The organism is Stenotrophomonas sp. 169 (assembly GCF_014621775.1).
GTDB lineage: Bacteria > Pseudomonadota > Gammaproteobacteria > Xanthomonadales > Xanthomonadaceae > Stenotrophomonas.
In genome coordinates this window covers 3,831,408-3,855,902 of sequence record NZ_CP061204.1, presented here as the reverse complement: position 1 = coordinate 3,855,902, position 24,495 = coordinate 3,831,408, and the positions used below count along the sequence as shown (strand labels likewise).

The 24,495-nt window shown below is 66.2% G+C and carries 25 protein-coding genes; 11 read left to right on the top strand and 14 right to left on the bottom strand.

Annotated features, from left to right (window positions below; all coding sequences use genetic code 11):
- The first annotated feature begins 49 nt into the window (after window positions 1-49).
- The 5 genes from ICJ04_RS16865 (at window position 50) to ICJ04_RS16845 (ending at window position 5,180) form a co-directional block, all read left to right on the top strand.
- Window positions 50-1,120 (top strand): tartrate dehydrogenase, encoded by a 1,071-nt coding sequence (locus tag ICJ04_RS16865; protein ID WP_188325317.1) that lies wholly within the window; start codon window positions 50-52, stop codon window positions 1,118-1,120.
- 350 nt (window positions 1,121-1,470) lie between these two features.
- Entirely contained in the window at window positions 1,471-1,803 is a 333-nt protein-coding gene (locus ICJ04_RS16860; protein ID WP_188325316.1) for a hypothetical protein, read from the top strand.
- 282 nt (window positions 1,804-2,085) lie between these two features.
- The gene (locus ICJ04_RS16855) at window positions 2,086-2,598 is read left to right on the top strand and encodes a hypothetical protein (protein ID WP_188325315.1); all 513 of its coding nucleotides are present in this window, start codon (window positions 2,086-2,088) and stop codon (window positions 2,596-2,598) included.
- 67 nt (window positions 2,599-2,665) lie between these two features.
- A complete protein-coding gene (locus tag ICJ04_RS16850) occupies window positions 2,666-3,262 on the top strand; it encodes a hypothetical protein (protein WP_223202924.1) in 597 nt (198 codons plus the stop codon).
- Window positions 3,263-3,353: 91 nt separating this feature from the next.
- Window positions 3,354-5,180, top strand: coding sequence for a peptidoglycan-binding protein (locus ICJ04_RS16845; RefSeq protein ID WP_188325314.1), 1,827 nt, complete (start codon window positions 3,354-3,356; stop codon window positions 5,178-5,180).
- 59 nt (window positions 5,181-5,239) lie between these two features.
- Here ICJ04_RS16845 and ICJ04_RS16840 read toward each other — a convergent pair whose 3' ends face one another.
- Complete coding sequence (locus tag ICJ04_RS16840; protein ID WP_188325313.1) at window positions 5,240-5,497, bottom strand: accessory factor UbiK family protein; 258 nt, start codon at window positions 5,495-5,497, stop codon at window positions 5,240-5,242.
- A gap of 99 nt (window positions 5,498-5,596) precedes the next feature.
- On the opposite strand from ICJ04_RS16840, the gene ICJ04_RS16835 reads away from it, so the two are divergent.
- On the top strand, window positions 5,597-5,935 hold the full coding sequence (locus ICJ04_RS16835) for a P-II family nitrogen regulator (RefSeq protein ID WP_188325312.1): 339 nt from the start codon (window positions 5,597-5,599) through the stop codon (window positions 5,933-5,935).
- A 208-nt stretch (window positions 5,936-6,143) separates the two neighbouring features.
- Here the strand turns inward: ICJ04_RS16835 and ICJ04_RS16830 are convergent, their stop codons facing one another.
- Window positions 6,144-6,809: a kinase gene (locus ICJ04_RS16830; protein ID WP_188325311.1), complete on the bottom strand. Its 666-nt coding sequence runs from the start codon at window positions 6,807-6,809 to the stop codon at window positions 6,144-6,146.
- A 444-nt stretch (window positions 6,810-7,253) separates the two neighbouring features.
- On the opposite strand from ICJ04_RS16830, the gene ICJ04_RS16825 reads away from it, so the two are divergent.
- Entirely contained in the window at window positions 7,254-8,159 is a 906-nt protein-coding gene (locus ICJ04_RS16825; protein WP_188325310.1) for an aspartyl/asparaginyl beta-hydroxylase domain-containing protein, read from the top strand.
- A gap of 16 nt (window positions 8,160-8,175) precedes the next feature.
- Here ICJ04_RS16825 and ICJ04_RS16820 read toward each other — a convergent pair whose 3' ends face one another.
- The 6 genes from ICJ04_RS16820 to speE all read right to left on the bottom strand — a co-directional run bounded on the left by ICJ04_RS16820 (window position 8,176) and on the right by speE (window position 13,425).
- Window positions 8,176-9,168 (bottom strand): PDR/VanB family oxidoreductase, encoded by a 993-nt coding sequence (locus ICJ04_RS16820; protein ID WP_188325309.1) that lies wholly within the window; start codon window positions 9,166-9,168, stop codon window positions 8,176-8,178.
- Window positions 9,165-10,475 (bottom strand): aminotransferase class I/II-fold pyridoxal phosphate-dependent enzyme, encoded by a 1,311-nt coding sequence (locus tag ICJ04_RS16815; RefSeq protein ID WP_188325308.1) that lies wholly within the window; start codon window positions 10,473-10,475, stop codon window positions 9,165-9,167. The genes ICJ04_RS16820 and ICJ04_RS16815 overlap by 4 nt, the downstream gene beginning before the upstream one ends.
- 1 nt (window position 10,476) lies before the next feature.
- Window positions 10,477-10,821 carry an AzlD domain-containing protein gene (locus ICJ04_RS16810; protein ID WP_188325307.1) on the bottom strand — a complete coding sequence of 115 codons (345 nt, stop codon included), beginning with the start codon at window positions 10,819-10,821 and terminating at the stop codon, window positions 10,477-10,479.
- Complete coding sequence (locus ICJ04_RS16805; RefSeq protein ID WP_188325306.1) at window positions 10,818-11,519, bottom strand: AzlC family ABC transporter permease; 702 nt, start codon at window positions 11,517-11,519, stop codon at window positions 10,818-10,820. The genes ICJ04_RS16810 and ICJ04_RS16805 overlap by 4 nt, the downstream gene beginning before the upstream one ends.
- Entirely contained in the window at window positions 11,516-12,406 is an 891-nt protein-coding gene (locus ICJ04_RS16800) for a sugar phosphate isomerase/epimerase (protein ID WP_188325305.1), read from the bottom strand. The genes ICJ04_RS16805 and ICJ04_RS16800 overlap by 4 nt, the downstream gene beginning before the upstream one ends.
- A 164-nt stretch (window positions 12,407-12,570) precedes the next feature.
- A complete protein-coding gene (gene speE / locus ICJ04_RS16795; protein ID WP_188325304.1) occupies window positions 12,571-13,425 on the bottom strand; it encodes a polyamine aminopropyltransferase in 855 nt (284 codons plus the stop codon).
- 175 nt (window positions 13,426-13,600) lie between these two features.
- On the opposite strand from speE, the gene speA reads away from it, so the two are divergent.
- The gene (gene speA, locus ICJ04_RS16790; RefSeq protein ID WP_188325303.1) at window positions 13,601-15,490 is read left to right on the top strand and encodes an arginine decarboxylase; all 1,890 of its coding nucleotides are present in this window, start codon (window positions 13,601-13,603) and stop codon (window positions 15,488-15,490) included.
- Between the two features lie 71 nt (window positions 15,491-15,561).
- Here speA and ICJ04_RS16785 read toward each other — a convergent pair whose 3' ends face one another.
- The 3 genes from ICJ04_RS16785 to ICJ04_RS16775 are packed head-to-tail and all read right to left on the bottom strand — an operon-like array spanning window position 15,562 to window position 17,860.
- The gene (locus ICJ04_RS16785; RefSeq protein WP_188325302.1) at window positions 15,562-16,890 is read right to left on the bottom strand and encodes a sensor histidine kinase; all 1,329 of its coding nucleotides are present in this window, start codon (window positions 16,888-16,890) and stop codon (window positions 15,562-15,564) included.
- Between the two features lie 11 nt (window positions 16,891-16,901).
- Window positions 16,902-17,564 carry a response regulator transcription factor gene (locus ICJ04_RS16780; protein WP_188325301.1) on the bottom strand — a complete coding sequence of 221 codons (663 nt, stop codon included), beginning with the start codon at window positions 17,562-17,564 and terminating at the stop codon, window positions 16,902-16,904.
- Window positions 17,564-17,860 (bottom strand): PepSY domain-containing protein, encoded by a 297-nt coding sequence (locus tag ICJ04_RS16775; RefSeq protein WP_188325300.1) that lies wholly within the window; start codon window positions 17,858-17,860, stop codon window positions 17,564-17,566. The genes ICJ04_RS16780 and ICJ04_RS16775 overlap by 1 nt, the downstream gene beginning before the upstream one ends.
- Window positions 17,861-17,981: 121 nt before the next feature.
- On the opposite strand from ICJ04_RS16775, the gene ICJ04_RS16770 reads away from it, so the two are divergent.
- Window positions 17,982-18,425, top strand: coding sequence for a PepSY domain-containing protein (locus tag ICJ04_RS16770; protein WP_188325299.1), 444 nt, complete (start codon window positions 17,982-17,984; stop codon window positions 18,423-18,425).
- A 113-nt stretch (window positions 18,426-18,538) separates the two neighbouring features.
- On the opposite strand, the gene ICJ04_RS16765 is transcribed toward ICJ04_RS16770, so the two are convergent.
- The 3 genes from ICJ04_RS16765 to ICJ04_RS16755 form a co-directional block, all read right to left on the bottom strand.
- Window positions 18,539-19,039 carry a hypothetical protein gene (locus ICJ04_RS16765; protein WP_188325298.1) on the bottom strand — a complete coding sequence of 167 codons (501 nt, stop codon included), beginning with the start codon at window positions 19,037-19,039 and terminating at the stop codon, window positions 18,539-18,541.
- 210 nt (window positions 19,040-19,249) lie between these two features.
- The gene (locus tag ICJ04_RS16760; RefSeq protein WP_188325297.1) at window positions 19,250-20,464 is read right to left on the bottom strand and encodes an FAD-dependent oxidoreductase; all 1,215 of its coding nucleotides are present in this window, start codon (window positions 20,462-20,464) and stop codon (window positions 19,250-19,252) included.
- Between the two features lie 4 nt (window positions 20,465-20,468).
- Entirely contained in the window at window positions 20,469-20,963 is a 495-nt protein-coding gene (locus tag ICJ04_RS16755; protein WP_188325296.1) for a lipocalin family protein, read from the bottom strand.
- A 162-nt stretch (window positions 20,964-21,125) separates the two neighbouring features.
- Between ICJ04_RS16755 and ICJ04_RS16750 the strand changes: the two genes are divergently transcribed.
- The gene (locus ICJ04_RS16750; RefSeq protein ID WP_188325295.1) at window positions 21,126-21,374 is read left to right on the top strand and encodes a hypothetical protein; all 249 of its coding nucleotides are present in this window, start codon (window positions 21,126-21,128) and stop codon (window positions 21,372-21,374) included.
- Between the two features lie 120 nt (window positions 21,375-21,494).
- A complete protein-coding gene (locus ICJ04_RS16745) occupies window positions 21,495-23,867 on the top strand; it encodes a DUF3772 domain-containing protein (RefSeq protein WP_188327372.1) in 2,373 nt (790 codons plus the stop codon).
- Window positions 23,868-24,495 lie beyond the last annotated feature (628 nt).

Sequence of the window (24,495 nt, the reverse complement as noted above, 5' to 3'; positions counted from 1 at the left end):
ACCCTTTTTCTTGGCATCATGGTGGTTTCCGTCACACAGGGAGCCCCTCATGGCACGCACGTTCAACATCGCCGTCATCCCCGGCGACGGCATCGGCAAGGAAGTGATGCCCGAAGGCCTCCGTGCACTTGAAGCGGCGGCCAAGCGCTTCGATCTGTCGTTCAACTTCACCCCCATCGACTGGGCCAGCTGTGCGTACTACCAGCAGCACGGTCAGATGATGCCGGACGACTGGAAGCAGCAGCTGCAGGATCAGGATGCGATTCTGTTCGGCGCGGTGGGCTGGCCCGACGTCGTGCCGGACCACATCTCGTTGTGGGGCTCGTTGCTGAAGTTCCGTCGGGAATTCGATCAGTACATCAACCTGCGGCCCGTGCGCCTGTTCGAGGGCGTGCCGTGCCCGCTGTCCGGCCGCAAGCCCGGTGATATCGATTTCTTCGTCGTGCGCGAAAATACCGAAGGCGAGTACACCAACCTCGGCGGCATCATGTACGAGGGCACCCCGCGCGAGATCGTGATCCAGGAAACGGTGATGAGCCGCCACGGCGCGGATCGGGTGCTGAAGTACGCCTATGAGCTCGCGCAGTCGCGCGCACGCAAGCACCTGACCATGGCAACCAAGAGCAACGGCATCGCCATCAGCATGCCGTGGTGGGATGGTCGTGCCGACGCGGTGGGTGCGGCGTATCCGGATGTGACCGTGGACAAGCAGCACATCGACATCCTGACGGCGCGATTCGTGCTGCAGCCGCAGCGATTCGACGTGGTGGTGGCGAGCAACCTGTTCGGCGACATCCTGTCTGATCTGGGCCCGGCGTGCACGGGCACGATCGGCTTGGCGCCGTCGGCAAACCTCAACCCGGAGCGGGACTTCCCGTCCTTGTTCGAGCCGGTGCATGGGTCGGCACCGGACATCTATGGCAAAGGCGTAGCCAATCCAGTTGCGATGATCTGGTCGGCGGCATTGATGCTGCAGTTCCTCGGTTGTCAGCCGGCCCACGACGCGATCCTTGCGGCGGTGGAGGGTGTGCTGGCGCGTGGTCCGCTGACGCCGGACCTGGGCGGCACGGCGACGACGCGCGAGCTGGGCGAAGCAGTGGCCTTGGCGGTCGCGGGGTGATGGCGCCCTCGTTATGCCATCCAATGCAGTGACGTCGCGGATGACGCATGGCGCGTCCACAACGCAACTTTCCTGATGTACCCGCAGGATCGCTGCTGCGCACGATAGGTCCCGCTGGTGCCGCAATGCGCCAGCCGGGATTGCAGTCCCGCATGACTAAGCGTGATTACCTCTGTTTTGCCCTCACGGGCACGGCGGAGAATGCATCGTCCTGCCGGAACCATGGCGGGCGATGTGTGGGGATGTTTCTCAATCCGCCGGCTTTTCGCGCTTGCTCACCGGTACTGCAACCCGCATCGTCCGCCACCTTGCAATCGGGCAGGTGGCCACAACCCGATGTGAGGCCACCGATGCTGCAGAAATCCGTCGAACACCAAGAACGCACCCCGCCCACCAGCAAGCCCAGCGCGGGCCTGCCTGATGCGCCGCGGCGCAGCCCCGAAGAGAGTGCCGCGCTGCTGACCAACTGCATGCGCGAAGGCGATAGCGAGGCCATGCTGTTCGTCCGCACGCTGGGCCTGCTCGCCGACGTGCATGGCATCAACGACATCGCCCGCGCCTGCGGTGGGCTGTCGGCCGATGCGCTGCGCCGGGAGCTGTCAGGGCAGCGGGCGCCGTCGCTGCAGACCGTGGTGAAGGTACTGCGCGCCATGGATCTGCGGTTCCGCGTGCGGCCTTCGTAGCGCGTTCGCGACGCCCGCCGGTTCAGGCCGGCCAACACGACGTTTGTTTGACCAGCACGCCGTAACCAAGCAGGCATCCCGCCGCTTGGGCGGCGTGCTTTTTTGTGCGCGGCGCTCAGGATGGGCGGTCTCTGGGTGCGGAGCTGCCAGGCAGTGGAGTGATTTGTAAAATCAATTGAATCAGACGCTTAGCCCCTGTATACAGCCCTTAACACGCGGCACGTTATTCTCCGCCCACATGCGCGCCACTTGCGGCGACGCACGACCGATCAGGAGGATCCGTTGTTCAAGTCCCGCTCCCTTACCCTGCTGGCGTTGTCCCTGGGCCTGGCCCTGTCCGCCTGCAAGCCCACGCCTTCGGCCGAAACGACCGCTGCGGCCGATCCGGCGGCGGCGACGCCTGGTGCCGCGCCGATTACCGCTACTGCGGCTGACACCACGGCGGCGCAGTGCCCGCATGCCGATTTCAATGCCTTCCTGACCTACTTCAGCAATGACATCGCCCTGCAGGAGAAGTCCGTAGCGGATCCGCTGACGGTTCAATCAGTGGATGCCGAGGCACAGCCGGAGCCGCGCCCGGTCACCAAGCAGGTGCCGCTGGCCGAGGTGGAATGGCCGGTGATGCCCGACACGGCCACGTTGCCGCGTCAGGGCCGGGAAATGCAGGTGACCCCGCAGGCCGATGGGAGCGTGCAGGTGCGCATCAACAAGCCGGACACCAGCGATCAGCAGACCTATACCTTCGCGCAGAAGCCGTGCTGGCAGCTGCAGAAGGTGGTGGACGAGTCGATCTGACCCACGCCCTTTGAACTGAGCCCGGCGCAGCCCGCTGACCGGCCTGCGCCTTTTCACGGAGCAGTACATGACGACAAAAATGGTCGCACCTGCCTTGGCGCTGATGCTGCTCACCGCATGCAATGCGCCGGACGCAACCGCCCCCGCCGCGGCACCGGCCACCGCTGCGCCGACGGCTGCTGCGGCAACGCCCGCACCGCCCACTGCACCTGCGTCGGCCGCTTCTGCGGCCACGCCCACCATCCCCCATCAGGACGAGACAGGAATGCACATCGAATGCCAGGGAACCCGCCTGACCGTGGCGGGTCTGCCTGCTGCCGGCAACGACGCCTCGCCGCAGACCCGGCTGGAGCTTGAGAAAGACGGCCAGACGCGCAGCCTCGACAAGCCGGCCGAAATGGCCGACTACACCGCCGTGGGCCTGGCCTGCGTGCAGGACAAGGAAGGCGCACCGTACTTTGTCGTCCAGTACGGCGAGCTGCCCTTTGGTTGCCAGTTCTGCGAGTGGTTCTATCTGTATGACGCGCAGGGCAAGCAGCTGACCCACAGCACCCCGCCGTTGCGTGGCGAGGGCGATGCGCAGGAGCCCAACAACGACGAATACGAGCAGTGGTTGAGCAAGCTCGGCGTGAATCATCCCGAGGTGACGTACTTCAAGCCTTGACGCGTTCAGGGGTCCCGGCAACGGGATCCTCGCAACATGGAGCAACACCCCTTAAGGAAATTCCCTTTTTCATAGAATGGATCGCACCGCTATGCCTGACATCTACCAAGACATGGTCCAGCCCCGCGGGGCTGGTTACCGCAGTGATCAGATCAAACCCTACAGCCACTATCGTGAGCCGATCGACCAGACCGATGGCCGCCTGCACGGCGAGTCGCGGCGCTGGGGCGATGCCACCCCGGAAGTGCAGTCGCGTGTCATCGATACGCTGATTGAATCGTCGCGGGACGCCGGGCTGTCGCCGCGCGAAACCGCGCACGTGCTGGCCATTGCCCGCGTGGAATCCGGCTTCAATCCGGATGCTGCGGCAGGCACCACGTCGGCCTCTGGCCTGGGCCAGTTCATCGACGGCACCGGCAGTGCCTACGGCCTGGGCAATCGCAACCGCTTCGATGTGGAAGCGCAGTCCGACGCGTTGGTGAAGCACTTCATCGACAACCGCGAACTGGCGCAGCGTCGCGGCCAGGGCGAGGAGTACATCTACAAGTACCACCATGATGGCCCGACCCGCGATTACGGCGGTCTGGGCTTGGCAGAGCGCAAGGTGCTGCCGCATCTGGATGAGTACACCCGGTTCGTCAACGAGCGCTTGTCGCAGTCGCAGGGACAGACCCAGGCACCCGCGCAGACCCAATCGCAGGGCCAGGCACAGTCGACCGTGGGTGCTGCGGCGGCGGTGGGTGCTGCGGCAGGGGCCGGTGTGGCCGCGCTGCATCAGGCTCAGTCGCAGTCGCAGTCGCAGTCGCAGGCGCAGGCGCAGCCGGCCAGCCAGCAGTCGGCCAGCTCGTTCCAGCACACCATGCAGGTGATGCTGCCGCCGCAGAATGGCGTCAAGCCGCACATCACCGGCCACTACGGTGAAGAGCGCGGGCACAAGGACCACGGCGGCACCGACTTCAACTACGTCGGTGGCCAAGCCGGGCGCAATCTGCAGCATCCGACCATCAACGCGCCGATCTCCGGCAAGGTCACCTTCGCCGGCGGCACCTACGGCACGGTGAAGATCCAGGACGCGCAGGGCAATTCGCACGAGATCCTGCACATGCAGGGCGTGCAGGTGAAGGACGGCCAGCAGATCGAGGCCGGCCAGCCGATCGGCACGATGGGCGGGCGCGGCCCGAATGGCGCCGATCAGTATGCGCAGCACGTGCATTACCAGCTGCGCGATCCCAGCGGCAAGCTGCAGAGCCCGGAAGCGTTCTGGGACCAGCGGCGGGTGCAGGATGCGCCGGCAGGCCAGGCGCGGGGCGAAGAGGCCTCGTCGGTATTGCGCCATGGCGCACGCGGTGAGGATGTGACGCGCCTGCAGAAAGAGCTCAACCAGGCCGGCGTACGCGATGCGCATGGCAAGCCGCTGGCCGAAGACGGACGTTTCGGTGACAACACCCGCGAAGCGCTGACCGCGTATCAGCGTGCTCAGGGCCTGAAGGCCGACGGCGTGGCCGGGCCGCAGACGCTGGGTCGGCTTGCCGAGCCGAAGCCTGCGGCCGACAGCCATTCGCACGCAGCGCCTGCACGTGGCCCGCAGCTCGGCGAACCGGGCCACCGGGACACGCCATTGCATGCGGCCATCCGCGCGCAGTTGCCGTCCGCGGTGTCCAACGACATGGCCGCGCACGTTACGCGCACGGCCAAGGAAGCGGGCATCGACAGTCCCGAGAAGCTGCAGTCGGTGGCGGTGCAGGACGGCAAGGCGTTCGTCATGGGGACCACGCCGGGCTTCCGCGCAATGGTGGACATGAGCCAGCCGGCACCTCCGGCCGAGCAGACCAGTGCGGCCTTGCAGGGCGAGAAGTTGAGCGCCCAGGTACAGCAGGGGCAGGAAGAGCAGCAGCGCGCCGCAGTGGCGATGCGCTGACTGCGGGGTCAGGCTCCTTTCGCTTGGCGGAAGGAGTCTGGCCCGTCATCAGCCGGGTATCACGCCGATGGTGGGGTACCCGGCTTCTCCATTTCCGCGACGGCGCGCTCCAGCGCCTCCAGTTTCTCCCGCGTGCGCAGCAGTACCGCGCGCTGCACGTCGAATTCTTCGCGGGTCACCAGGTCCAGCTTGCCCAGGCCGGCCTGCAGGGCGGTCTTGAATGTGGACTGCAGTTCTTCGCGCGATTGACGCAGGCCCGGCGGGACCAGATCGCTCAGGCGGCGGGCGAGGTCATCAAGATGGTTGAGGTCGATCATGGGGGCTCCTGGCCTGTCCGTGGCTGACAAGGATACTGCTGCATCGCGCCGGACGGTGGCAGGCGCTATCCTCGCGACCGGAGCAACGGAGTAAATACGATGAAGATGGTCATGGCAGTGATCAAGCCGTTCAAGCTTGATGATGTGCGTGAAGCACTGGCCGAGCGCGGTGTTACCGGCATCACGGTCACCGAGGTGAAAGGCTTCGGCCGGCAGAAAGGCCATACCGAGTTGTACCGCGGCGCCGAGTACGTGGTCGATTTCCTGCCGAAGGTGAAGCTGGAAGTGGCGGTCACCGATGACCAGGTGGATGCAGTGGTGGAATCCATCGTCAAAGCCGCCGGCACCGGCAAGATCGGCGACGGCAAAGTGTTCGTCTATGAGTTGGGGAGCGTGGTGCGCATCCGCACCGGCGAGCTGGACGGCGACGCTCTGTAACGCGCCACGAAGCCAGACCGGCGCGGGGGAACGACTCCGGAACTACGCGCGGCGACGGTGGGGGAACGGCCGGGGGAACGGCCGGGGTAGAGCCGACTTCAGTCGGCTGCTGTGTGGTTGAACGCAGCCGACTGAAGTCGGCTCTACCTTCGGGTGTGCCGGGTAGCGCCGAGCCACGCTCGGCGAGCGCAGCGGCGCTCTACAGCCCTCAGACCCGCTTCGCCCACGCGTAGAACCGCTTCCACCCGCGGCGAACGACCGCCACCCAGCCAGGATCCGCAACGCGCGCAGCCAAGGCCGCACTCGGCCGTTGGCCGGTCAGGCGCTGGCGCATCTTCACCAGATTCTTCAGGTCGCTGCGGCTGAGCTGCCGGGTGATCGGGTTGCGGCGCAGCCAGCGCGGGGTGCGCCAGGCCGAGGTGAAATCCAGCAGCACGGGCACGCCGGCGCTCACCACCACGTTGGTGCCGTGCAGGTCGTTATGGGTGATGCCTGCGGCGTGCAGCCGGTCCAGCGCCTGCTGCAACTGCTCGAAGACCTCCCCGCCCACCGCCTGTGCGGTACTCAGGGTCTGGCCGGGGATGTACTCCATGCCCAGGGCGAGTCCGCCGATGGTGCCCAGCAGGGCGGGCGCATGCTCCCAGCCACTCAGCCGTTGCAGCATGTGCGCTTCGTGCCGGACCAGCACCCGGGCTAGCAGCGATACCGGCGTACCGCGATACCGGGTGTAGTCCTTGACCACGGCGGGCTGTCCGTCGAAGCAGGTGCGGTAGACATCCGGTTCCAGGAACCGTTCGCCGCGCTTGAGCAGCAACGGCGGCAACGCGGCATCGTCGCCGCAGGCAGGGGAGGGGGTAAACGTGGGGGCGTTCATGACGTTCTCTGACAGCCCGGTGGGTGGCGCAGAGCGTCAAGCGAACCGGTAAGGGGGACTAGCTAAACTTTCGTTAATTTTAATACTGGTGAGTTCGCTAATCCATGCGTTGACGGCTTTGCCACCGGAACAGTGTGTGGCTGCTATTCGGACAGTTGCGTCTCACTCATTATTTTTTGCGCTTTCCACGTGTCTACCGCCACCATTGCCGGGAATCGTCCGGCATAACGCCTCCTGAATCAGGGTATCTGCGCGATATCCGGCAGCATCTCGCGATCAAGCAGCGCTTGACCCGGGCCCCGCACCTGCCGACCATTGCCTGTTACCTGCGCGCAGGTCGGGCCGCCCCTTCATCGGCACGTCCCCTGATCCTGTGCCAACGGCCCCGGTCCGCGCCGGCACCGCCCCTGCAACCTGCGTCCGGTCACCGCCGGAGGAAACCCAATGATCAAGATCGTGCTGGCCGTGCTGTTCGTCGCCTGCGTGCTGTACATCCATTACCGCGGAAAGGTCCGCGCCCGCTGGTCGCGTCAGCTGCTGGACCATTCCAGCTTCATGGCCCCGATCAACGTGGTGATGTACCTGTTTTCCAAGGTGCCCACCACGCCATTCCTGGATCCCGGCAAGGAGTTCCCGCAGCTGGAGCCGCTGCGCCAGAACTGGCAGGTGATCCGCGATGAGGCGCTGGCGCTGCGCGATGCACAGAAGATCGCGGCATCGAGCAGCTTCAACGATGCGGGGTTCAACTCGTTCTTCCGCCGTGGCTGGAAGCGGTTCTACCTGCGCTGGTACGGCCCGTCGCACCCCTCGGCCAAGCAGTTCTGCCCGCAGACGGTGGCGCTGATCGAATCGATTCCCGATGTGCGCGCGGCCATGTTCGCGCAGCTGCCGCCGGGCAGCGAGCTGCGTCCGCACCGCGACCCCTTCGCCGGTTCGCTGCGTCTGCATCTGGGCCTGAGCACGCCGAACGATGACCGCTGCTATATCGAAGTGGACGGGGTGAAGAAGAGCTGGCGTGACGGCGAGTGGATGATGTTCGACGAGACCTACATCCATCACGCACACAATGAAACCGACCAGGACCGGGTGATCCTGTTCTGCGATATCGCCCGTCCGCTGCGCTTCGGGCTGCCGATGCTGTTCAACCGCGCGGTGGCCTCGACCCTGCTCGCGGGCGGCGCGTCGCCGAACCTGCCGGGTGATCCGACCGGTGGCGTGAACAAGGCCTTTGGTGGCGTATACAAGGTGCGGCTGAAGGCCAAAGCGCTGCGCGCGCGCAGCCCGCTGGCCTACCACGTGATCAAGTGGGGCTTGGTGGTCGCGGTGATCGCGGGGATCTGGGCGATCTGAAGGCGGCGCTCTGGAGCTAGAGGTCCAGCTCCAGGTGGGTGCCGTGACAGCTGGATACGCAGGGCAGCATCAGCTGCGACTGCTGTCGCTCGTGGTCGCTCAGGATGCCATCACGGTGATCGACCTCGCCGCTGATCACTCGTGTGGCACAGCTGCCGCAGACGCCTTGGCGGCAGCCGCTCGGAATCGGGACGCCGCTGCGCAGCAGGAAGGCCAGCAGGCTTTCCTTGCCTTCATAGTGGAGTCGTCGACGCGACCGCGCCAGCACCACGTCGTACTCTTTTTGGGGTGCGCTGTCGGACACATGGGACGAAGCGCTGAAGCGCTCCATGTGGGCATGGGGGATCTGCAATCGCTGACAAGCCTGCGCAAAGGCGTCGAGCATCGGCCCGGGCCCGCAGCAGTAGAAGTGCGCGTCGGACGGGTGTGCCGACAGCAGGCCGGGAAGATCAGGCGGGCCGTCGCATTCATCATCGAACAGGCAGGTCGGCACGATGCCCAACGTGGAGATGTCATCGAGGAACACCGCGTCGCTGCGCGAACGCGCGCCGTAGTAGAGCTGCACAGGGCGGCCCCGCGCGACAAGCTGCCGGGCCATGCACAGCAGCGGGGTAATACCGATGCCGCCGGCGATGAGCACGCTCTGTCCGGCATGGTCGTGCAGAGGGAACGCGTTGCGCGGCAAGGACACCTGCAATGGATCGCCTTCGCGCAGCTGCTCATGCAGATAGCGTGATCCGCCGCGTCCCTCGTCTACCCGCAGGATGCCAAGCTGGTAACACTGCGCATGCTGCGGCGGATTCATCAGCGAGTAGCTGCGCACCCGCGCATCTGGAAGTACCAGGTCGACATGCGCGCCGGCCGCGAATCCCGCCAGCGGGACAGGGGTGGCGGGAGCGAGTTCGATCACGATCACGCGGCTGCTGCGGCGCTGCAGGCGGCTGACGAACGTGGACTGCCAGGCGGCCTGCAGGGACGCGGCCATGGTGAAGGGCGTAGTGGCGTTCAAGGGGCTCGCTTCACGGCGTGGGTGTCATGAGTGCTCGTGCCCGATGCCACTTCCGCGCAGGCCAGCAATACACACCCTGCGATGATGTCGGCAGCCTGCGCTGCGTGGTCAGGCGAGAGGCGGGACGGCGCGATGCGCAGGCAACGGTCTTCGCTATCAATACCGCTGCAGTGAGTCGTTCCCGCCGGTGTGATCGCCACACCGGCCTCGGCGGCCAAGCGGACGATGCGGCGGGCGCAGCCGGGCGGCACCCAGAGGGTGATGAAGTAGCCGCCGGATGGCCGGCTCCAGTACACGTCCTGCAGCGCCGAGAGCCGGCGCGCGAAAACCTGCTGGACGCGCTCGAAGCGCTGCTGCAACAGCGTTCCATGCTGTTGCATGTGGCGCGCAACACCTGCTGCGTCCACGAAAAAGCGAAGGTGGCGGACCTGGTTCACCTTGTCGGGCCCGATCGTGCAACGCTGCTGCGCCGACAGCCACCAGTGCACACGCTGTGCACTGCCTCCCAGCATTGCGATGCCGGCGCCCGGGATGGTCATCTTCGATGTCGAGGCGAACATCAGCGGACGATCCGGATGACCGGCCGTCGCGCAGGCGTCGTACAGGCCCGGCAGCGCGGATGCCTGCGGAGCAAAGTCATGGGCGGCGTAGGCGTTGTCGCAGAACAGGGTGAAGTCCGGCGCGGCGGTGTTCATCGTCGCCAGGCGGTGTATCACTTCCGCGCTGTAGATGGCGCCGCAGGGGTTGGAATGCCGTGGCACGCACCACATGCCGCGGATCAGGGGATCGCGGGCAGCCCGTTCCTCCACCTGGTCCATGTCGGGCCCATCGACACCCATCGGCACCGGCACCATCGCGATGCCATGGTCGCGGCAGATGGCGAAATGGCGGTCGTACCCCGGAACCGGGCAGAGGAAGCGCACTTCACTGGCGGCTGACCACGGGGCGTGCCCGGGCAACCCGATACGCCACGCCAACCCGATGGCCCCGTGCATCATCGCCAGGCTGCTGTTGCCGCCCACGGCGGCCTGCGCGGGCGGCACGCCGAGCAGCAGCGGCGCCAACAGGGCGCGCAGCTGCGGAATGCCCTGCTGCCCCCCATAGTTGAGCCAATCCTGGCCGTCCTCGCTGTCGAATGGCGCGACTCCTGGCAGGGACAACATAGCGTGGGACAGCGCGATCTGCTCGCGGGACGGCAGTCCGCGGGTCATATCCAGTCCCAGCGGTGCGGCTCGGCAGGCGGCGTGCCATCTCAGCAATTTGCCGAGTCCGTCGGATCCATTGCAGGCGAGGATGGGACCGGTCATATCAGCCCTCCCCCAGCAACAACGCCGCCGCGTAGAGCGCGGTGCAGGCTATCAGGGGAATGAACACACTGCGCCGCCACAGGGCCAGCGCCCCCGCGAACATGACAATGGCCAGCTTCAACAGGCCATCGGTGTCCTGAAGATGGGCAGCGGGGCGCGAAAAGAAGGTCTCGCCGAACAGGGCCAGGTAGATCACGCTGCCCATCACCGCTGACGCCGCATGCTGGAGGAACCGGATCGCCGGGCTGTCCCGACTCAATGAAAGGCGGCGGAACACCAGCAGGGGGATGGAACGCATGAGGTAGGAGGCGGCTGCGGCGGTGCCGATCAGGGTCCATCCGTTCATGAGGCGTCCCCCTGTGAGCGGGCATCCATCGCACATAGCAGGGCGGCGATGCCCAGCGGAACCACCAGCACATGCAGGCTGCCCAATGGGCCCCCGATCAGCGGAGTGAGCACGAAGCCGGCCACGGTGGCCTGCAGTGCCCGGTTGCCACCGGCAGCGTGGCAGGCCAGTGCGGTGAAGTGCACCGGCAGGATGATGGCGACAAGCTGTGCCAGCTGTGCCGACGGGGATGCGCCGATGAGGTGGCCAGCCGCCGTGGCCGCGATGGCGCAGCCCAGCGTTGTGATGCCGCAGCCGAGGTAATAGGCGTACGCATCGCCTGGTCCTGTGCTGCATCGATTGGAAAGGGTAAAGGTGGAAATGGACAACAGCTGGGCGGACAGCAGCGAACGCCCCAGGCTTATGTGCTGGAACTGCTCGGCAAGCACCGAGGACATGATGACGAAGCGGAAGTTGACCAGCACCGTGGCAACCAGCAGGGCAGCCACACCCAACGTGTCTGATTGCTGGACGATCAGGGCCTGCAGTGGGGCGGCATGGACGGTCAGGGTCATGGCGGTGGCCTGCAGGAGCGAGAATCCCGCCTTGCTGGCCAATGCGCCGATGGATGAGAACAGGAACAGGAAGGTCAGGCACACAGGCAGGGAGTCGCGGCATCCCTGCAGGAAGCTCTTGCGCGCGACACGCTGTGCATTCACCTCGCGTCTCCCGGATCATCAAGGCGGCAACGCAGCCCAGCGAGCAGCTGCACACTTTCAGCCAGCGTGCCGCCGCGGGTTTCGAACCCCACCATGCCCCGCCAGTGGGCGGTGTGGATGGCAGCGACCAGCGCATCGAACGGCAGGGTGCCCGCACCCAACGGCAGGTGCGCGTCGCGATCCTGGTTGTTGTCACTGAAGGACATGCCGACGATACGACGGTGAAAGCGCTGGAACATCGCGACCGGGTCGCCGCCGTTGACGTAGGCATGGGACACATCGAAGAAAAGATGCAGGCCGGGCACCTGTTCCAGCACCGTGGCGATTTCATCGGGAGTGGTGCAGATGTAATAGAAGGGATGGAAGCGGGTGTAGTTGGACAGGTTCTCCAGCCAGACCTCCACACCGCGCGCTGCTGCATAGGCAACCAGTGCGCGAAGGTTGGCGATCAGCTGGTCCAGTCCCGCCTGCCGTACGTCGGCGACCAGCCGTGGCTCCACAACGCCACCCCCGTGCACGATCAGCGGCGCGCCGCCCAGCCGGGCACAGACGTCGACTTCGCGGCACGCGTAATGGAGCGCCGCTGCGGCCAGCGCCGGTACGTCGCTGCCCAGCGGAGACTTGAAATTGCCGTGATAGATCGGCCGCATGCCGGTCTGCTGCATCCGTTCCAGCAGTGCGTCCAGACGCGCTGGTGGGAAATCTTCCGGGCGTTCCCCGTGCAGGCTCCCGTCCACGTACCAGTGGCTGTAACCCTGTTGCAGGGCGCGGGCGAGGCCCGACTCGGCATCGAGGTAGTCCTGCTGGGCGGCGGCTGCCATGAAGTCCGGCCATGAGCTGGCGGACGAGGGGGAGAACGCTGCGTAATCGGAAGCCGGGCTGCGCATGGTCGACGCTCGCTGCAGGAAGTGCAGCTACTCTGCCCAAGGCAGGACGCGTCGTATGTCAGGCAATGGCGACCCCGGCGATGGCAGTTTGCAGGCGTCTGCCGTAAGCGGATAGTCGCCACGGTAGGGCCGAGGTCGCTCGGCCCTACCCATCGTCGGTGAAATCAGCCTTTCAGTGCGGCCTGCACGAACGGCGGGGTCACCAGCACGCCGGTGTGCAGCGCGGCGGTGTAGTACAGGGTGTCGAACCCCTTGGCGGCAGCGTCGGACTGGCGGAAGTCGAATCCGCTTTCGCCCTTGCGTGCCAGCGTCACGCTCCACCAGCCGGTGGGGTAGCACGGCTGCGGGAACGGCAGGGTCTTGAACGAGCCGAAGCCGGCCTTGCCCATTTCCGTGCGCATTTCGTTGATCAGGTCCAGCTGCATCAGCGGCGATTCGGACTGCTGCACCAGGATGCCGTCGTCCTTCAGGGCCTTGAAGCAGCTCTCGTAGAACGCCTTGTTGAACAGGCCTTCGCCCGGACCGACCGGATCGGTGGAATCGACGATCACCACGTCCACGCTGCCCGCCGGGCAGTTGGCCATGTAGGCCACACCGTCGTCGAACATCAGCTCGGCGCGCGGGTCATCGTTGGAATCGCACAGTTCCGGGAAGTGCTTGCGCGCCATCACCGTGACCTGCTCATCGATGTCGCACTGGGTGACGCTCTGCACGCCCTTGTGCTTGAGCACTTCGCGCAGGGTGCCGCAGTCACCGCCACCGATGATCACCACGCGCTTGGGCGCGGCGTGGGTGAACAGCACCGGGTGGCTGATCATCTCGTGGTAGAAGAAATTGTCCTTGCTGGTCAGCATGATGGCCCCATCGATGGTCATCAGGTTGCCCCAGTCGGTGGTCTGGAAGATCTCGATCTTCTGGAAGGGCGACTGCACTTCGTCCAGCTTGCCGGTGATGCGGTAGCCGATCGCCGAGCCGGTGCGCTCGAAGTGCTCGATGTACCAGTTGTTGTTGTCAGTCATGGAGAAGCAATCCTGTTGTGAGGATGGGAAGCCGGGCGGGCGGCGGCAGGCCGCGTGGCGACCGACCCGTTCAGGTCCTGGGCAGCGACCACGGGCGCGGGCGCGCATGATAACGAACCCTTCGTCGATCAGGGGTTATCATGCACCCCCATTTTTACCAACCAGGCCGACTTCAATGACCGATTGGTCCCTCGACCAAGCCCGCAAGACCTACTCGATCCCGCATTGGGCGGACGGTTACTTCGACGTGGATCAGGCCGGGCACATGGTGGTGAGGCCGACCGGGGCCGATGGTCCGGTGGTTTCGCTGCCGGATGTGGTGGATGCGGCGCGCGCCAACGGGGCCAAACTGCCCTTGCTGGTGCGCTTCCCGGACATCCTGGGCCAGCGCTTGGGCAAGCTGCAGGCCGCCTTCAAGCAGGCGCAGGCTGACTGGGAGTACCCGGGCGGTTACACGGCCGTGTACCCGATCAAGGTCAACCAGCACCGCGGCGTGGCCGGCACCCTGGCCAGCCACCACGGCGAGGGCTTCGGCCTGGAAGCAGGCAGCAAGCCGGAACTGATGGCCGTGCTGGCGCTGTCGCGCCCGGGCGGGCTGATCGTCTGCAACGGCTACAAGGATCGCGAATACATCCGCCTGGCGCTGATCGGGCGCAAGCTCGGCCTGCAGACCTACATCGTCATCGAGAAGCCGTCCGAGCTGAAACTGGTGCTGGAGGAATCCAAGGCGCTGGACGTGATGCCGGGCCTGGGCGTGCGCATGCGTCTGGCCTCGCTGGGTGCGGGCAAGTGGCAGAACAGCGGCGGTGACAAAGCCAAGTTCGGCCTGTCCCCGCGCCAGCTGCTGGATCTGTGGAAGTCGCTGCGCGATACCGAATATGCCGACTGCCTGAGCCTGCTGCATTTCCACATGGGCTCGCAGATCTCCAACGTGCGCGACATTGCCAACGGCATGCGCGAAGCGACGCGTTACTTCGTGGAAATGTCGCAGCTGGGCGCGAAGATCACCCACGTGGACGTGGGCGGTGGCCTGGGCGTGGATTACGAAGGCACGCGTTCGCGCAGCTTCTGCTCGATCAACTACGGCCTGAACTCGTATGCCGGCAGCATCGTGCAGCCGCTGGCCGACGCCTGCAAGGAACACGGCCTGACCCCGCCGCGCATCGTCACCGAATGTGGCCGGGCGATGACCGCGCACCATGCGGTGCTGATCGCCAACGTGTCCGAGGTGGAGCAGGCGATGGAAGGTCGCGTGCCGGACCAGCACGATGACGAGCCGGCATCGATCCGCCACCTGCGCGAGATCCATTCCGAGCTGGGCGAGCGTCCGGCGATCGAACTCTTCCAGGAAGCGCAGCATTTCCATGCCGAAGGCCTGTCCAGCTATGCGCTGGGCCAGATCGACCTGCCGCAGCGCGCGCGTATCGATGACTTGTTCTATGCCATCGCCCATGCCGTGCGTGCGCGCCTGAGCTTCGACGAGAAGAGCCACCGTCCGGTGCTGGATGAGCTCAATGAACGGCTGGTGGACAAGTACTTCGTCAACTTCAGCGTGTTCGAGTCGATCCCGGATGTGTGGGCCATCGACCAGGTGTTCCCGATCGTACCGATCGAGCGCCTGGACGAGCAGCCTGACCGTCGCGGCATCATTGCCGACATGACGTGTGATTCGGATGGCATGGTGGAAACGTACGTCGGCAATGAGACGCTGGACAGCTCGTTGCCGCTGCATGCGCTGCGCTCTGGCGAGAGCTACCGTATCGGGTTCTTCATGGTGGGTGCCTACCAGGAGATCCTCGGCGACATCCACAATCTGTTCGGTGATACCGATGCGGTGGAAGTGCGTGCGACGCAGGGCGGCTATGCGATCACCCAGCAGCGTCGCGGTGACACCACCGATGTGATGCTGGATTACGTGGGATACAGCCTGGACGAACTGCGTGCGACCTATGCCGAGCGCGTGGCGGCAGCGGACCTGAGCGCCGAGCGCGCGCAGGAACTGGCTGATGCGCTGGAAACGGGCTTGACCGGGTACACCTACCTGTCCGACGAACCATTGGTGTAAGCGGGGGACCCGGTAGTGACGGCCGCTGGCCGTCATCTGGTTGACGGCCAGCGGCCGTCACTACCGGCGGGTCAGCCTGCCGGCAACCACAGGGTGGCCCGCAGGCCGGGGTGGGCGTTGTCGAGCGCCAGCTCGCCGCCGTGGCTGGCGGCGATGTCGGCCACGATGGCCAGCCCCAGGCCGCTGCTGTTTTCGCGCTGGTCCAATCGGACGCCACGCTGCAGCACTGCCTGCAGTTGGGTCGGCTGCAGGCCCGGGCCGTCGTCCACCACGTCGATACGCAGCCGGCCGCCTTCTGCGTGGGCAAGCACCTGCACCTGCTGGGTGGCCCATTTGCCTGCGTTGTCCATCAGGTTGCCCAGCATCTCCTCCAGGTCCGCCGCATCACCGGCGAACTGCAGCGCAGGATCGATGTCCTCGCTGGCGAACGCCACGCCGCGCCCGGCATGCACGCGTGCCATCAGCCGACACAGCGCGGACAACACCGGGGCCACGTCCGCGCGCTGCCGGTGATCGACCGCCAGCCCCGCCGCGAGATACCGGTCGATGCTGCCCTGCATGCGGGCACCCTGCTCGCGCACGGTCTGCCGCCACGTGGCCTGGGCTGCATCGTGGTCCGCCTCGGCCGCCAGCACGGTCAGCGGTGTCTTCAGTGCGTGCGCCAGATCCTGGGCGCTGGTGCGGGCACGCGCCACCATGCGCTGGTGATGGTCGAGCAGCGCATTGAGCTCATCGCCCAGCGGCGCGATCTCCGCACTCAGTCCGGCGGTATCCACGCGCTGCGCGTCGCCGCGCCGCACGCGTTCCACCTGCTGCCCGAGCCGACGCAATGGGCGCAGGCCGAAATGGATCTGGCTGGCCAATACGGCAAGCCAGGCGGCGACCAGCACCGCCAGCGCCAACGCACTGCGCTGCCGGAACTGCGCCACCTGCGCCTGCAGGTCGCTGCGATCCAGCGCGACCAGCAGCTGCAGCGGGGCGTGTGCACGCGGAAGCCTGACCTCGCGCACCAACACGCGCAGCGGCTGCTGCAGCGGGCCTTCGATGTCACTGGCGGTGCCCTCGCCGGGGGCTACCGGCGCGGTGAGGCTCTGGTCCCACAGCGACCGTGACTGCAGCAGCGGCGCGCCCTCGGCGCTGCTCAGTTGCCAATAAGCGCCGGAGAACACGCGCTGGAAGCGTGCTTCATTGGGCTCTTGCCGCAACACCACGCGCCCTTCGGCATCCACTTCGGCCTGCGCGAGAACGGTCAGCAGGTCCTGTTCCAGCGCAGCATCCAGACTGTCACGCGCGGCGCGCTCGAACAGGTGTCCCAGCAGGGCGCTGGCAAGCGCTGTCACCAGCAGCAGACCGAGGCCACCGGCCAGCAACAGACGGTTGCGCAGCGACGCACGCTTCATGCCCGCGACCTTCATGCCGGCGCGGTCAAGCGCCAGCCCTGGCCGCGCACGGTCTGGATCAGATCGACGCCGAGTTTGCGTCGCACCCTGCCCAACAGCACGTCCAGTGCATTGGAGTCCGGATCGAATCCGCTGTCGAACACATGCTCACCCAGCCGCTCGCGGCCGATCACGCTGTCCGCGTGGTGGATGAAATAGCCGAGCAGCCGGAACTCCTGCGGGCTCAGTGCCAGCTCGTGGCCATCGAGGCTGAAACGCCCTGCGTTGACGTCCAGCTGCAGGGGCCCACACTGCAGGCGCGGACTGGCATGGCCGGTGCTGCGACGGATGAGGGCGCGCAGGCGCAGCACCAGTTCATCCGGCTGGAACGGTTTGGTCAGGTAGTCGTCGGCACCGGCATCGAAGCCGGCCAGCTTGTCGTGCCAGCGTCCGCGCGCTGTCAGCACCAGCACGGGGAAGCCCCGCCCGTTGGCGCGCCAGCGCTCGATGATGCTCAGTCCATCAAGCCCCGGCAGGCCCAGGTCGACGATGGCGGCCTGGATGTCCTCCACTTGGCCGTGCTCTTCAGCAAGACGACCATCGGTGAAGGCATCCACTACATAACCAGCCTGCTCCAGCAGGGGCTGCAGGCGCTGCGCCAGTTCGGTGTCATCCTCGGCCAGCAGGATCCGCATCAGTCATCCAGTTCGGTTTTAAGCAGCTTGCCGCTGCGGGCATCATAATCCAGCTCGACGACCACGCCGTCCGCGCGCAGGATCTCGACCTCGTACACGCCGTCGTCCAACTCCACTTCCAGCAGTTTGCCGGGATGGCGGCGGACGGCATCGCGCACCACGTTTTCCAGCGGCACATAGCGGCCCTGCTCGACGGCGCGACGCGCGGTCTGCTGGGCATGGTCGTCGCCAGCGACTGCCGGCACGATGGGCAGCAGGGCCAGGGCAACGATGAGGGCGGCTTTGTACGGATACATGGGCGTAGTAATAGCGCGGCCGACTAACCGTTGGCTAACAGCGTGGGCTAAGCAGCTGTTAGGTGGGGTGCGCAGACTGTGTTGGCCGGACCTGCATTGGTCCACCCCCCAGGAGAACCCCATGAAGAAGCTGTCCCTGATCGCCACTGCTACCGTCGCCGCCCTGCTGGGCACCGCTGCCGCCGCCCATGCGGCCCCGCTGGGCTTGGCCCAGGTGGAACAGAAACTGCGCGATGCCGGCTACAGCCGCATCCATGAAATCGAGAAGGACGATGGTCTGTGGGAAGCGGACGTGACCCGCGACGATGGTCGTTTCCGCGAGGTCTATGTCGACCCGAAGACCGGCGAGATCTTTGACGAGTTCGATGGCCGTGCACAGCTGAGCATCGATCAGCTGCTGGCGAAGGCGAAGGACCAGGGTCTGCGTGAGATCCATTCGGTCGAGCGGGACGGCGCGACGTGGAAGCTGGAAGCGCGTAATGACCGCAACCAGAAAGTGGACGTGCGCCTGAGCGGGCATGACGGCCGGCTGCTGGCCAGCGAGCGTGATGGCTGGTTGGATTGATCCACGCCGAAGGCGGATCCCGGACTGGGAGCGCCGAGCCATGCTCGGCGAGCGCAGCGGCGAACCGGTCAGGATCCCGCGACGTGCCCAGATCCCGCCCAGCGTGGCGGGGCTTACCAGCCGAACGGTGGCGGGCGGTCCCAGTACCCCGGGCCGGGACCGAAGTCGCCGCCGTAACCGCCACCCCAAGGGCCGTAGAACCCGGGCCCCTTGCCTTCGCTGACATGGATGTTGACGTTCACGCCGCGGGTCTTGCCCTCGTCGGTGGTGTAGTTCTTGCTGAGGTTCAACGAGGCGGCGTTGTAGTGGCTGTTGCCGTAGCCCTCGGAATAGCCGATGCCGGTGCTGACACTGCCTGATACGCGCAGCTTGTCATCGGTGACCTCGGCCACGCGTCCGTCCTCGCCACGCGGCAGCGGGCCGCTCTTGTCGCCGTAATACGTGCCCGGTGCGTCCTGCTGGAAGCTGGGATCGTTGAGATAGCGCAGCGGCTCGCTGGGTACGGCCAGATTGAGACCGGTCGCGGACTGCGGGCCGGTGGCACCGGCTGCACTCTGCGCCATCACCAGGGACGGTGCGCAGGCCAGGCAGAGCAGGATCAGGGGGCGGATCATGACGGAACGCTCCAGCAGCGGACGGGGCAGGGCGCGCGGCCCTCATGGCGACGCTAGCAGCTGCAGCTTGAATGATGCCTGTCGTGGCGCGGTTGCGGTAGCCGTGCGGTGATTGCCCGGGCGGCGCCGGACGGCCGACGGCTGATGGGAAGGCGCCGCGTTGCTCGCCGAGCGTGGCTCGGCGCTACCGTCAGGGTGTCGTACGGGCGGTCAGCGTTCCAGCCGCTCGAACGAGAACAACGCTTGCAGCGGGTGGCGTCGGCGTTCGATGTTGGCACGCAGCAGCCCGGCGCCTATCGTCGAATAGGTGATGCCGTTGCCACCGTAGGCCATCGCGAACTGCACCCTCGGGCCCCATTGCGCGTGCACGCCGAAGAAGGGCAGACCGTCCGCGGTTTCGGCGAACGTCCCGGCCCACGCAAACGCCGGAGTGGGATCCAGCGCAGGGAACCACTGCTTCAACCCTTTCAACAGCTTCTTCGACTTGCTGTCCACCCGCCGGTCGCGGCGCGCGGGCACATCCACCGTGTCGTCCAGGCCGCCCAGCAGCAGTCGCTTGTCGCCCGTGCTGCGCAGGTAGAGATAGGGGCGTGCGCTCTCCCACACCATCGTGCCGGCCAATGCGCCCAGTTCGTCTTCGTGCAGGGGGTCGGTGATCAACGCGTAGCTGCTGCGATTGCGCGCGACGCGCTTGTCCAGCCACTGTTGGTTGGCGTAACCCTGCGCCAGTACCACGTGCTTCGCGCGGATCTCCACCCCGGATTCGGTGCGGGCGGTGACGCCGCGTGTGGTGGGCTCCAGGGCATGCAGCACGGTGCGGTCATGCACGTGGCCACCGCGCCGTTTTACCCGCTCCAGCAAGCGGTAGGTCAGGCAGTAAGGATCGACACGGGCGGCCTGACGGGTCAGCAGCGCGCCGGCGCCGTCCATGCCCATGCGCTCGCGCAGCGCGTCGCTGTCCAGCCAGCGCGCATCCAGCCCGTGTCGTCGGCGTGCGGCACCTTCGTCCTGCAGCACCGCCACATGGCGCGACTTGCTGGCCAGGTACACGCTGTCCATCTGTTTGAAGTCCACCCCGCGCAGGCCGGATGTCACCTCGCGCAGCTGTGTCAGCGCGTCCGCACAGGCCTGGTAGGCCAGTGCGGCATCGTCCTCGCCGTACTGCTTGGCGAGGTCCACCAGGTGGGTATCGATCTCATACTGCAGCAGCGCCGTGCTGGCTGCCGTGCTGCCCCAGCCGATGTCGCGCTGTTCGATCAGCACCACCTCGTGCCCATTGGCGGACAGTTCATCGGCAATCAGGGCGCCGGTGATGCCTCCCCCCACGATCAGCACGTCGCAGTGCAGGTCGGCCTCCAGCGGAGGAAACGCCTGGATCAGCCCATTGCGGATGGACCAGTACGGGTAGCCACTCTTCAGGTCCATGGGATCAGGCCGTCGGGTTGCCGGTGTGCGGGGTATCAATCAGTTTGGACAGATCGAAGCCCTGCTGGCGCGCAGTGGCCAGATAATGATCGCGGATGGTCTTGTCCAGGTGCGGGGTACGCGAAAGCAACCACAGGTAGTCACGATCCGGGCTGCCGACCAGCGACACGCTGTAGTCGGGCGCGATCTGGATGACCCAGTAATCGCCCTTGGTGAAGGGCAGCCAGCGCAGGCCCTTGGGCAGGAAGCTGACGGCAAGCCGGGCGCTGTCATTGTCGACCACGCTTGCTTCGCCGATGGCCTCCTCGATCTCGCCCTCCATGCGGCAGCGGTTGTGCACGCGGATGTTGCCGTCGTCCTGCAGGCTGTAATGGGCCGACACATCGGTGCAGGCCTCCGGCTCGTGGCGCATAGGCAGGCGCGCGATTTCGTACCAGGTGCCGAGGTAGCGCGGCAGCTTGAGATCGGGGACGGTCTTGAGGTCGTTATGGGCGGTCATGGGTCTTGTCCCTGAAGGGGTAGGCCACCTTGCCGCCCGTGCCGACATGGACAGGTGAAACCGCCTTCTCGTGGCGTAGCCGCAACGCTGCGTAACAGGGGATGGCTTTAACGGGCCGCTGTGCGGGCCCATGCTGATGGCACGTACCAAGGAGTGATGCTGATGTACCAGGTGATCCTGCTGAAAACCGAATCCAGTTTCGAACGCGCCCGCTGGGAGCAGGCCGAGGACGTGGTGGAGCACGACGGCGTGACCTATACGCTGCGTGCCGGTCCGCGCCAGCCGCTGCCGACCGACCACGCGTGGGACCCCATTGCGGTGTATGCCCCGGAAGAGATCCCGGAAGAGGATTTCCAGGACTGGTACCTGGCCCAGCAGCCGCAGGTGGAAGAGCTGCGCCTGAAGTACTGATCCGTTCACCACGTGGGTCGTCGTATAGTCCGCGCACGCGCGGTGGTCCGTGCATGACGGTGCCTTGTTTTGTCTCTTTCCAGCCTGATAGCCAAGCGCGGTGCCCTTGCCGGCCTGCTGATGTTCCTGTTCCTGCTCAGTGCCCCCTCGCTGGCGCAGGAGCCGGCCGAGCTGACCCCCGAAGCGCAGGTGACCCGGGCGGAGGCCACGCTGAAGGCCGCCCGGGCATCGCTGGAGGACGCCGAGACCCCCGACACGCTGGCGACGCTGAGCGAGCGCGCGCAGTCGGCCAAGGATGATGCGAATGCGGCGGCCAAGGCGCTGCAGCCGCAGTTGGCGCAGCTGACCGAACAGTTGGTGCCGCTGGGCGAGGTGGCCGAGGGCAGCACCGAGGCCCGCGAAGTGGCCGTGCAGCGGACGAGCCTGACCAAGCAACGCAACGCGGTAGACGGCACGATCAAGCGCGCCGAACTGGCAGTGGTCAACGCCAATCAGCTCACCGCCGACATAGAAAAACTGCGCGCCAGCCAGTTCAGCGAAGAGCTGGGCCGCAAGGTGGCCTCGCCGCTGTCACCGGCCCTGTGGGCACAGGTGGCGGCGACGGCACCGACCGATACCACCCGGGTGCTGGCCCTCTATCGGCTGGGGACAGGCGCCGTACGCGATGCGGTGAAGCGCAAGGGCTGGGGCCTGCCGCTGCTGGGCCTTGGCGTTGCCCTGGTGCTGTTCTTCCCTGTGCGACTGTGGCTGCGCGCGCTGGGACGGCGGTACGCGGCCGCAGAGCATGCCCCCAAGGGCCGCCTGCGCCGCACCGGTCTGGCCGTGTGGCTGTTGGTGGTCGGCACGCTGCTGCCGGGGCTTGCTGCGTGGGCACTGGTGTCGGCGATGGATGCGGTGGGGGCCATCCCGCCGCGTCTGCAAACCCTGTCCAACTATTTCCTGGGGGCGACGTGTTTCTCCGCCTTCATCGTGGCGCTGAGCTCGTGTCTGCTGGCCCCGAAGCGCCCGTCGTGGCGGCTGCTGGAGCTGGACGACCGGGCCGCCGGCAACCTGCGCAAGTATGCGTGGAGCGCGGCAGTGGTGAGCTGGGTAAGCATCATGCTGGCGGCCGTGGACCGGGCGGCGCGCACCAGTGAGATCAACACCATCGCCCTGGACGGGGTGATCGCACTGATCTACCTGTGCCTGATCATGGCCATGCTGGTGACCTTGTCCCGCCTGCATCGGCGGCAGACCGCCGAGGCCGCCGAGCGTGCCGAAGCGCAGGCTGCCGATTCGCGTGCACGCGGTCCGGCCCAGCGCAGTGGCTGGATCGTACTGACCCGCGTCGCCGGCAACGTGGTGGTGGTGGCGGCGATCATTGCCTCGCTGCTGGGCTATCTCAATTTCGCCAAGTTCGTGACCTCGCAGCTGGTATGGGGCGGCATCGTCGCGCTGACGACCAGTCTGCTGCTGAAATTCGCCGATGACCTGTGCACGTGGATGTTGCACCCGGACAGCCGGGTTGGCCGCACCGTGGTGCTGACCACCGGCTTGAGCGCGGCGCAGGTGGAACAGGCGGGCGTGCTGTTGTCTGCGTTCAGCCGCATCGCGCTGGTGCTGATGGCGCTGCTGATCTTCACCGCACCGTTCGGCAATCTTGGTTCGGTGATGGGCAGCGTTGAGGCACTGTCGAACGGCATCCCGATCGGCCCGAACATCAGGCTGCAGCCCGGCAAGATCCTGCTGGCCGTGGTGGTGCTGCTGGCTGGGCTGGCGCTGATGCAGGCCCTGCAGCGCTGGCTGGTCGATACCTACCTGCCGAAGACCGAGCTGGACTCGGGTGCGCAGAACTCGATCAGTACCGTGGCGCGCTATCTGGGCATCATCCTGGCGGTGCTGTGGGCGCTGGGTGCACTGGGTATCGGCTTCGGGCAGCTGGCGCTGGTGGTCAGTGCGTTGTCGGTGGGTATTGGTTTCGGCCTGCAGGCGATCACGCAGAACTTCGTGTCTGGTTTGATATTGCTGGCCGAGCGGCCGGTGAAGATCGGTGACTGGATCAAGATCGGTGACCAGGAAGGCGACATCCGCCGGATCAACGTGCGCTCCACCGAGATCACCGTGGGCGACAAGTCGACGCTGATCGTGCCGAACTCGGAGCTGATCACCAAGACGGTGCGCAACATGACCATGGGCAGCGCGCAGGGCCGCATCCAGATCCAGTTCACCCTGCCGTTGAATGCAGACGTGGCAGCGGTGAAGCAGGTGCTGCTGGACAGTTACGAGGCGCATTCGAGCGTGTTGAGCGACCCGGCGCCATCGGTGTTCATCGATTCGATCAGCGGTGGCCAAGTGGCGATCAACAGCTTTGCCTACGTGCCCAGCCCGCGGCAGGTATACGGTACCCGCAGCGACCTGTTTTTCACCCTGCTGCAGGAATTGGCCGCGCGGGATATCGCGTTGTCTGCGCCCACGGACATTCATCTGGTGCGTGACCCCGACGCCGTAGGTTGAGTCTGCGGCCCGGGTTGGAGCAAGTGCAGCAAGCAAAGGCAACAGCAACGGCAACAGCAACAGCAACGGCAACAGCTGCAGGGCTGTGTGCTGGTGGGGCGGGGTGGGTTGGCGGGGGACGGCAAGGGCCGCATCCATGCGGGCCTCGTTTCGCGCCATCCATGGCGCTCAACGCCCCCGCCAACCCACCCCGCCCCACCTTCGACAGGTCCATGGCGGCCATGGAAGTTGTCGGACATGCGGACATGCGGACATCGGTAGCGCCGACCCATGGTCGGCGAGCGCAGCGGGCCGTTGGCGGAAACATTCCGCCGAGCACGGCTCGGCGCTACTGCCTCAATTGATCCGTGGCCGCTGCTGCGGCCGAAGTTGGTAGCGCCGACCCATGGTCGGCGAGCGCAGCGGGCCGTTGGCGGAAACATTCCGCCGAGCACGGCTCGGCGCTACCGCCTTAATTGATCCGTGGCCGCTGCTGCGGCCGAAGTTGGTAGCGCCGACCCACGGTCGGCGAGCGCAGCGGGCCGTTGGCGGAAACACTCCGCCGAGCGCGGCTCGGCGCTACCGCTCTTTCTTCATTTTTTCTGCGCGGGTGGCGGGCACCGAAACCTGTCAGAGGGCCGGGTGGTGG

Excerpts from the sequence above, each read along its gene's own strand:
- ICJ04_RS16865 (WP_188325317.1), top strand. The coding sequence starts at position 50 with ATGGCACGCACGTTCAACATCGCCGTCATCCCCGGCGACGGCATCGGC.
- ICJ04_RS16860 (WP_188325316.1), top strand. The coding sequence starts at position 1,471 with ATGCTGCAGAAATCCGTCGAACACCAAGAACGCACCCCGCCCACCAGC.
- ICJ04_RS16850 (WP_223202924.1), top strand. The coding sequence starts at position 2,666 with ATGACGACAAAAATGGTCGCACCTGCCTTGGCGCTGATGCTGCTCACC.
- ICJ04_RS16845 (WP_188325314.1), top strand. The coding sequence starts at position 3,354 with ATGCCTGACATCTACCAAGACATGGTCCAGCCCCGCGGGGCTGGTTAC.
- ICJ04_RS16840 (WP_188325313.1), bottom strand. The coding sequence starts at position 5,497 with ATGATCGACCTCAACCATCTTGATGACCTCGCCCGCCGCCTGAGCGAT.
- ICJ04_RS16835 (WP_188325312.1), top strand. The coding sequence starts at position 5,597 with ATGAAGATGGTCATGGCAGTGATCAAGCCGTTCAAGCTTGATGATGTG.
- ICJ04_RS16830 (WP_188325311.1), bottom strand. The coding sequence starts at position 6,809 with ATGAACGCCCCCACGTTTACCCCCTCCCCTGCCTGCGGCGACGATGCC.
- ICJ04_RS16825 (WP_188325310.1), top strand. The coding sequence starts at position 7,254 with ATGATCAAGATCGTGCTGGCCGTGCTGTTCGTCGCCTGCGTGCTGTAC.
- ICJ04_RS16815 (WP_188325308.1), bottom strand. The coding sequence starts at position 10,475 with ATGACCGGTCCCATCCTCGCCTGCAATGGATCCGACGGACTCGGCAAA.
- ICJ04_RS16810 (WP_188325307.1), bottom strand. The coding sequence starts at position 10,821 with ATGAACGGATGGACCCTGATCGGCACCGCCGCAGCCGCCTCCTACCTC.
- ICJ04_RS16800 (WP_188325305.1), bottom strand. The coding sequence starts at position 12,406 with ATGCGCAGCCCGGCTTCCGATTACGCAGCGTTCTCCCCCTCGTCCGCC.
- speE (WP_188325304.1), bottom strand. The coding sequence starts at position 13,425 with ATGACTGACAACAACAACTGGTACATCGAGCACTTCGAGCGCACCGGC.
- speA (WP_188325303.1), top strand. The coding sequence starts at position 13,601 with ATGACCGATTGGTCCCTCGACCAAGCCCGCAAGACCTACTCGATCCCG.
- ICJ04_RS16785 (WP_188325302.1), bottom strand. The coding sequence starts at position 16,890 with ATGAAGCGTGCGTCGCTGCGCAACCGTCTGTTGCTGGCCGGTGGCCTC.
- ICJ04_RS16780 (WP_188325301.1), bottom strand. The coding sequence starts at position 17,564 with ATGCGGATCCTGCTGGCCGAGGATGACACCGAACTGGCGCAGCGCCTG.
- ICJ04_RS16775 (WP_188325300.1), bottom strand. The coding sequence starts at position 17,860 with ATGTATCCGTACAAAGCCGCCCTCATCGTTGCCCTGGCCCTGCTGCCC.
- ICJ04_RS16770 (WP_188325299.1), top strand. The coding sequence starts at position 17,982 with ATGAAGAAGCTGTCCCTGATCGCCACTGCTACCGTCGCCGCCCTGCTG.
- ICJ04_RS16765 (WP_188325298.1), bottom strand. The coding sequence starts at position 19,039 with ATGATCCGCCCCCTGATCCTGCTCTGCCTGGCCTGCGCACCGTCCCTG.
- ICJ04_RS16760 (WP_188325297.1), bottom strand. The coding sequence starts at position 20,464 with ATGGACCTGAAGAGTGGCTACCCGTACTGGTCCATCCGCAATGGGCTG.
- ICJ04_RS16755 (WP_188325296.1), bottom strand. The coding sequence starts at position 20,963 with ATGACCGCCCATAACGACCTCAAGACCGTCCCCGATCTCAAGCTGCCG.
- ICJ04_RS16750 (WP_188325295.1), top strand. The coding sequence starts at position 21,126 with ATGTACCAGGTGATCCTGCTGAAAACCGAATCCAGTTTCGAACGCGCC.
- ICJ04_RS16745 (WP_188327372.1), top strand. The coding sequence starts at position 21,495 with ATGTTCCTGTTCCTGCTCAGTGCCCCCTCGCTGGCGCAGGAGCCGGCC.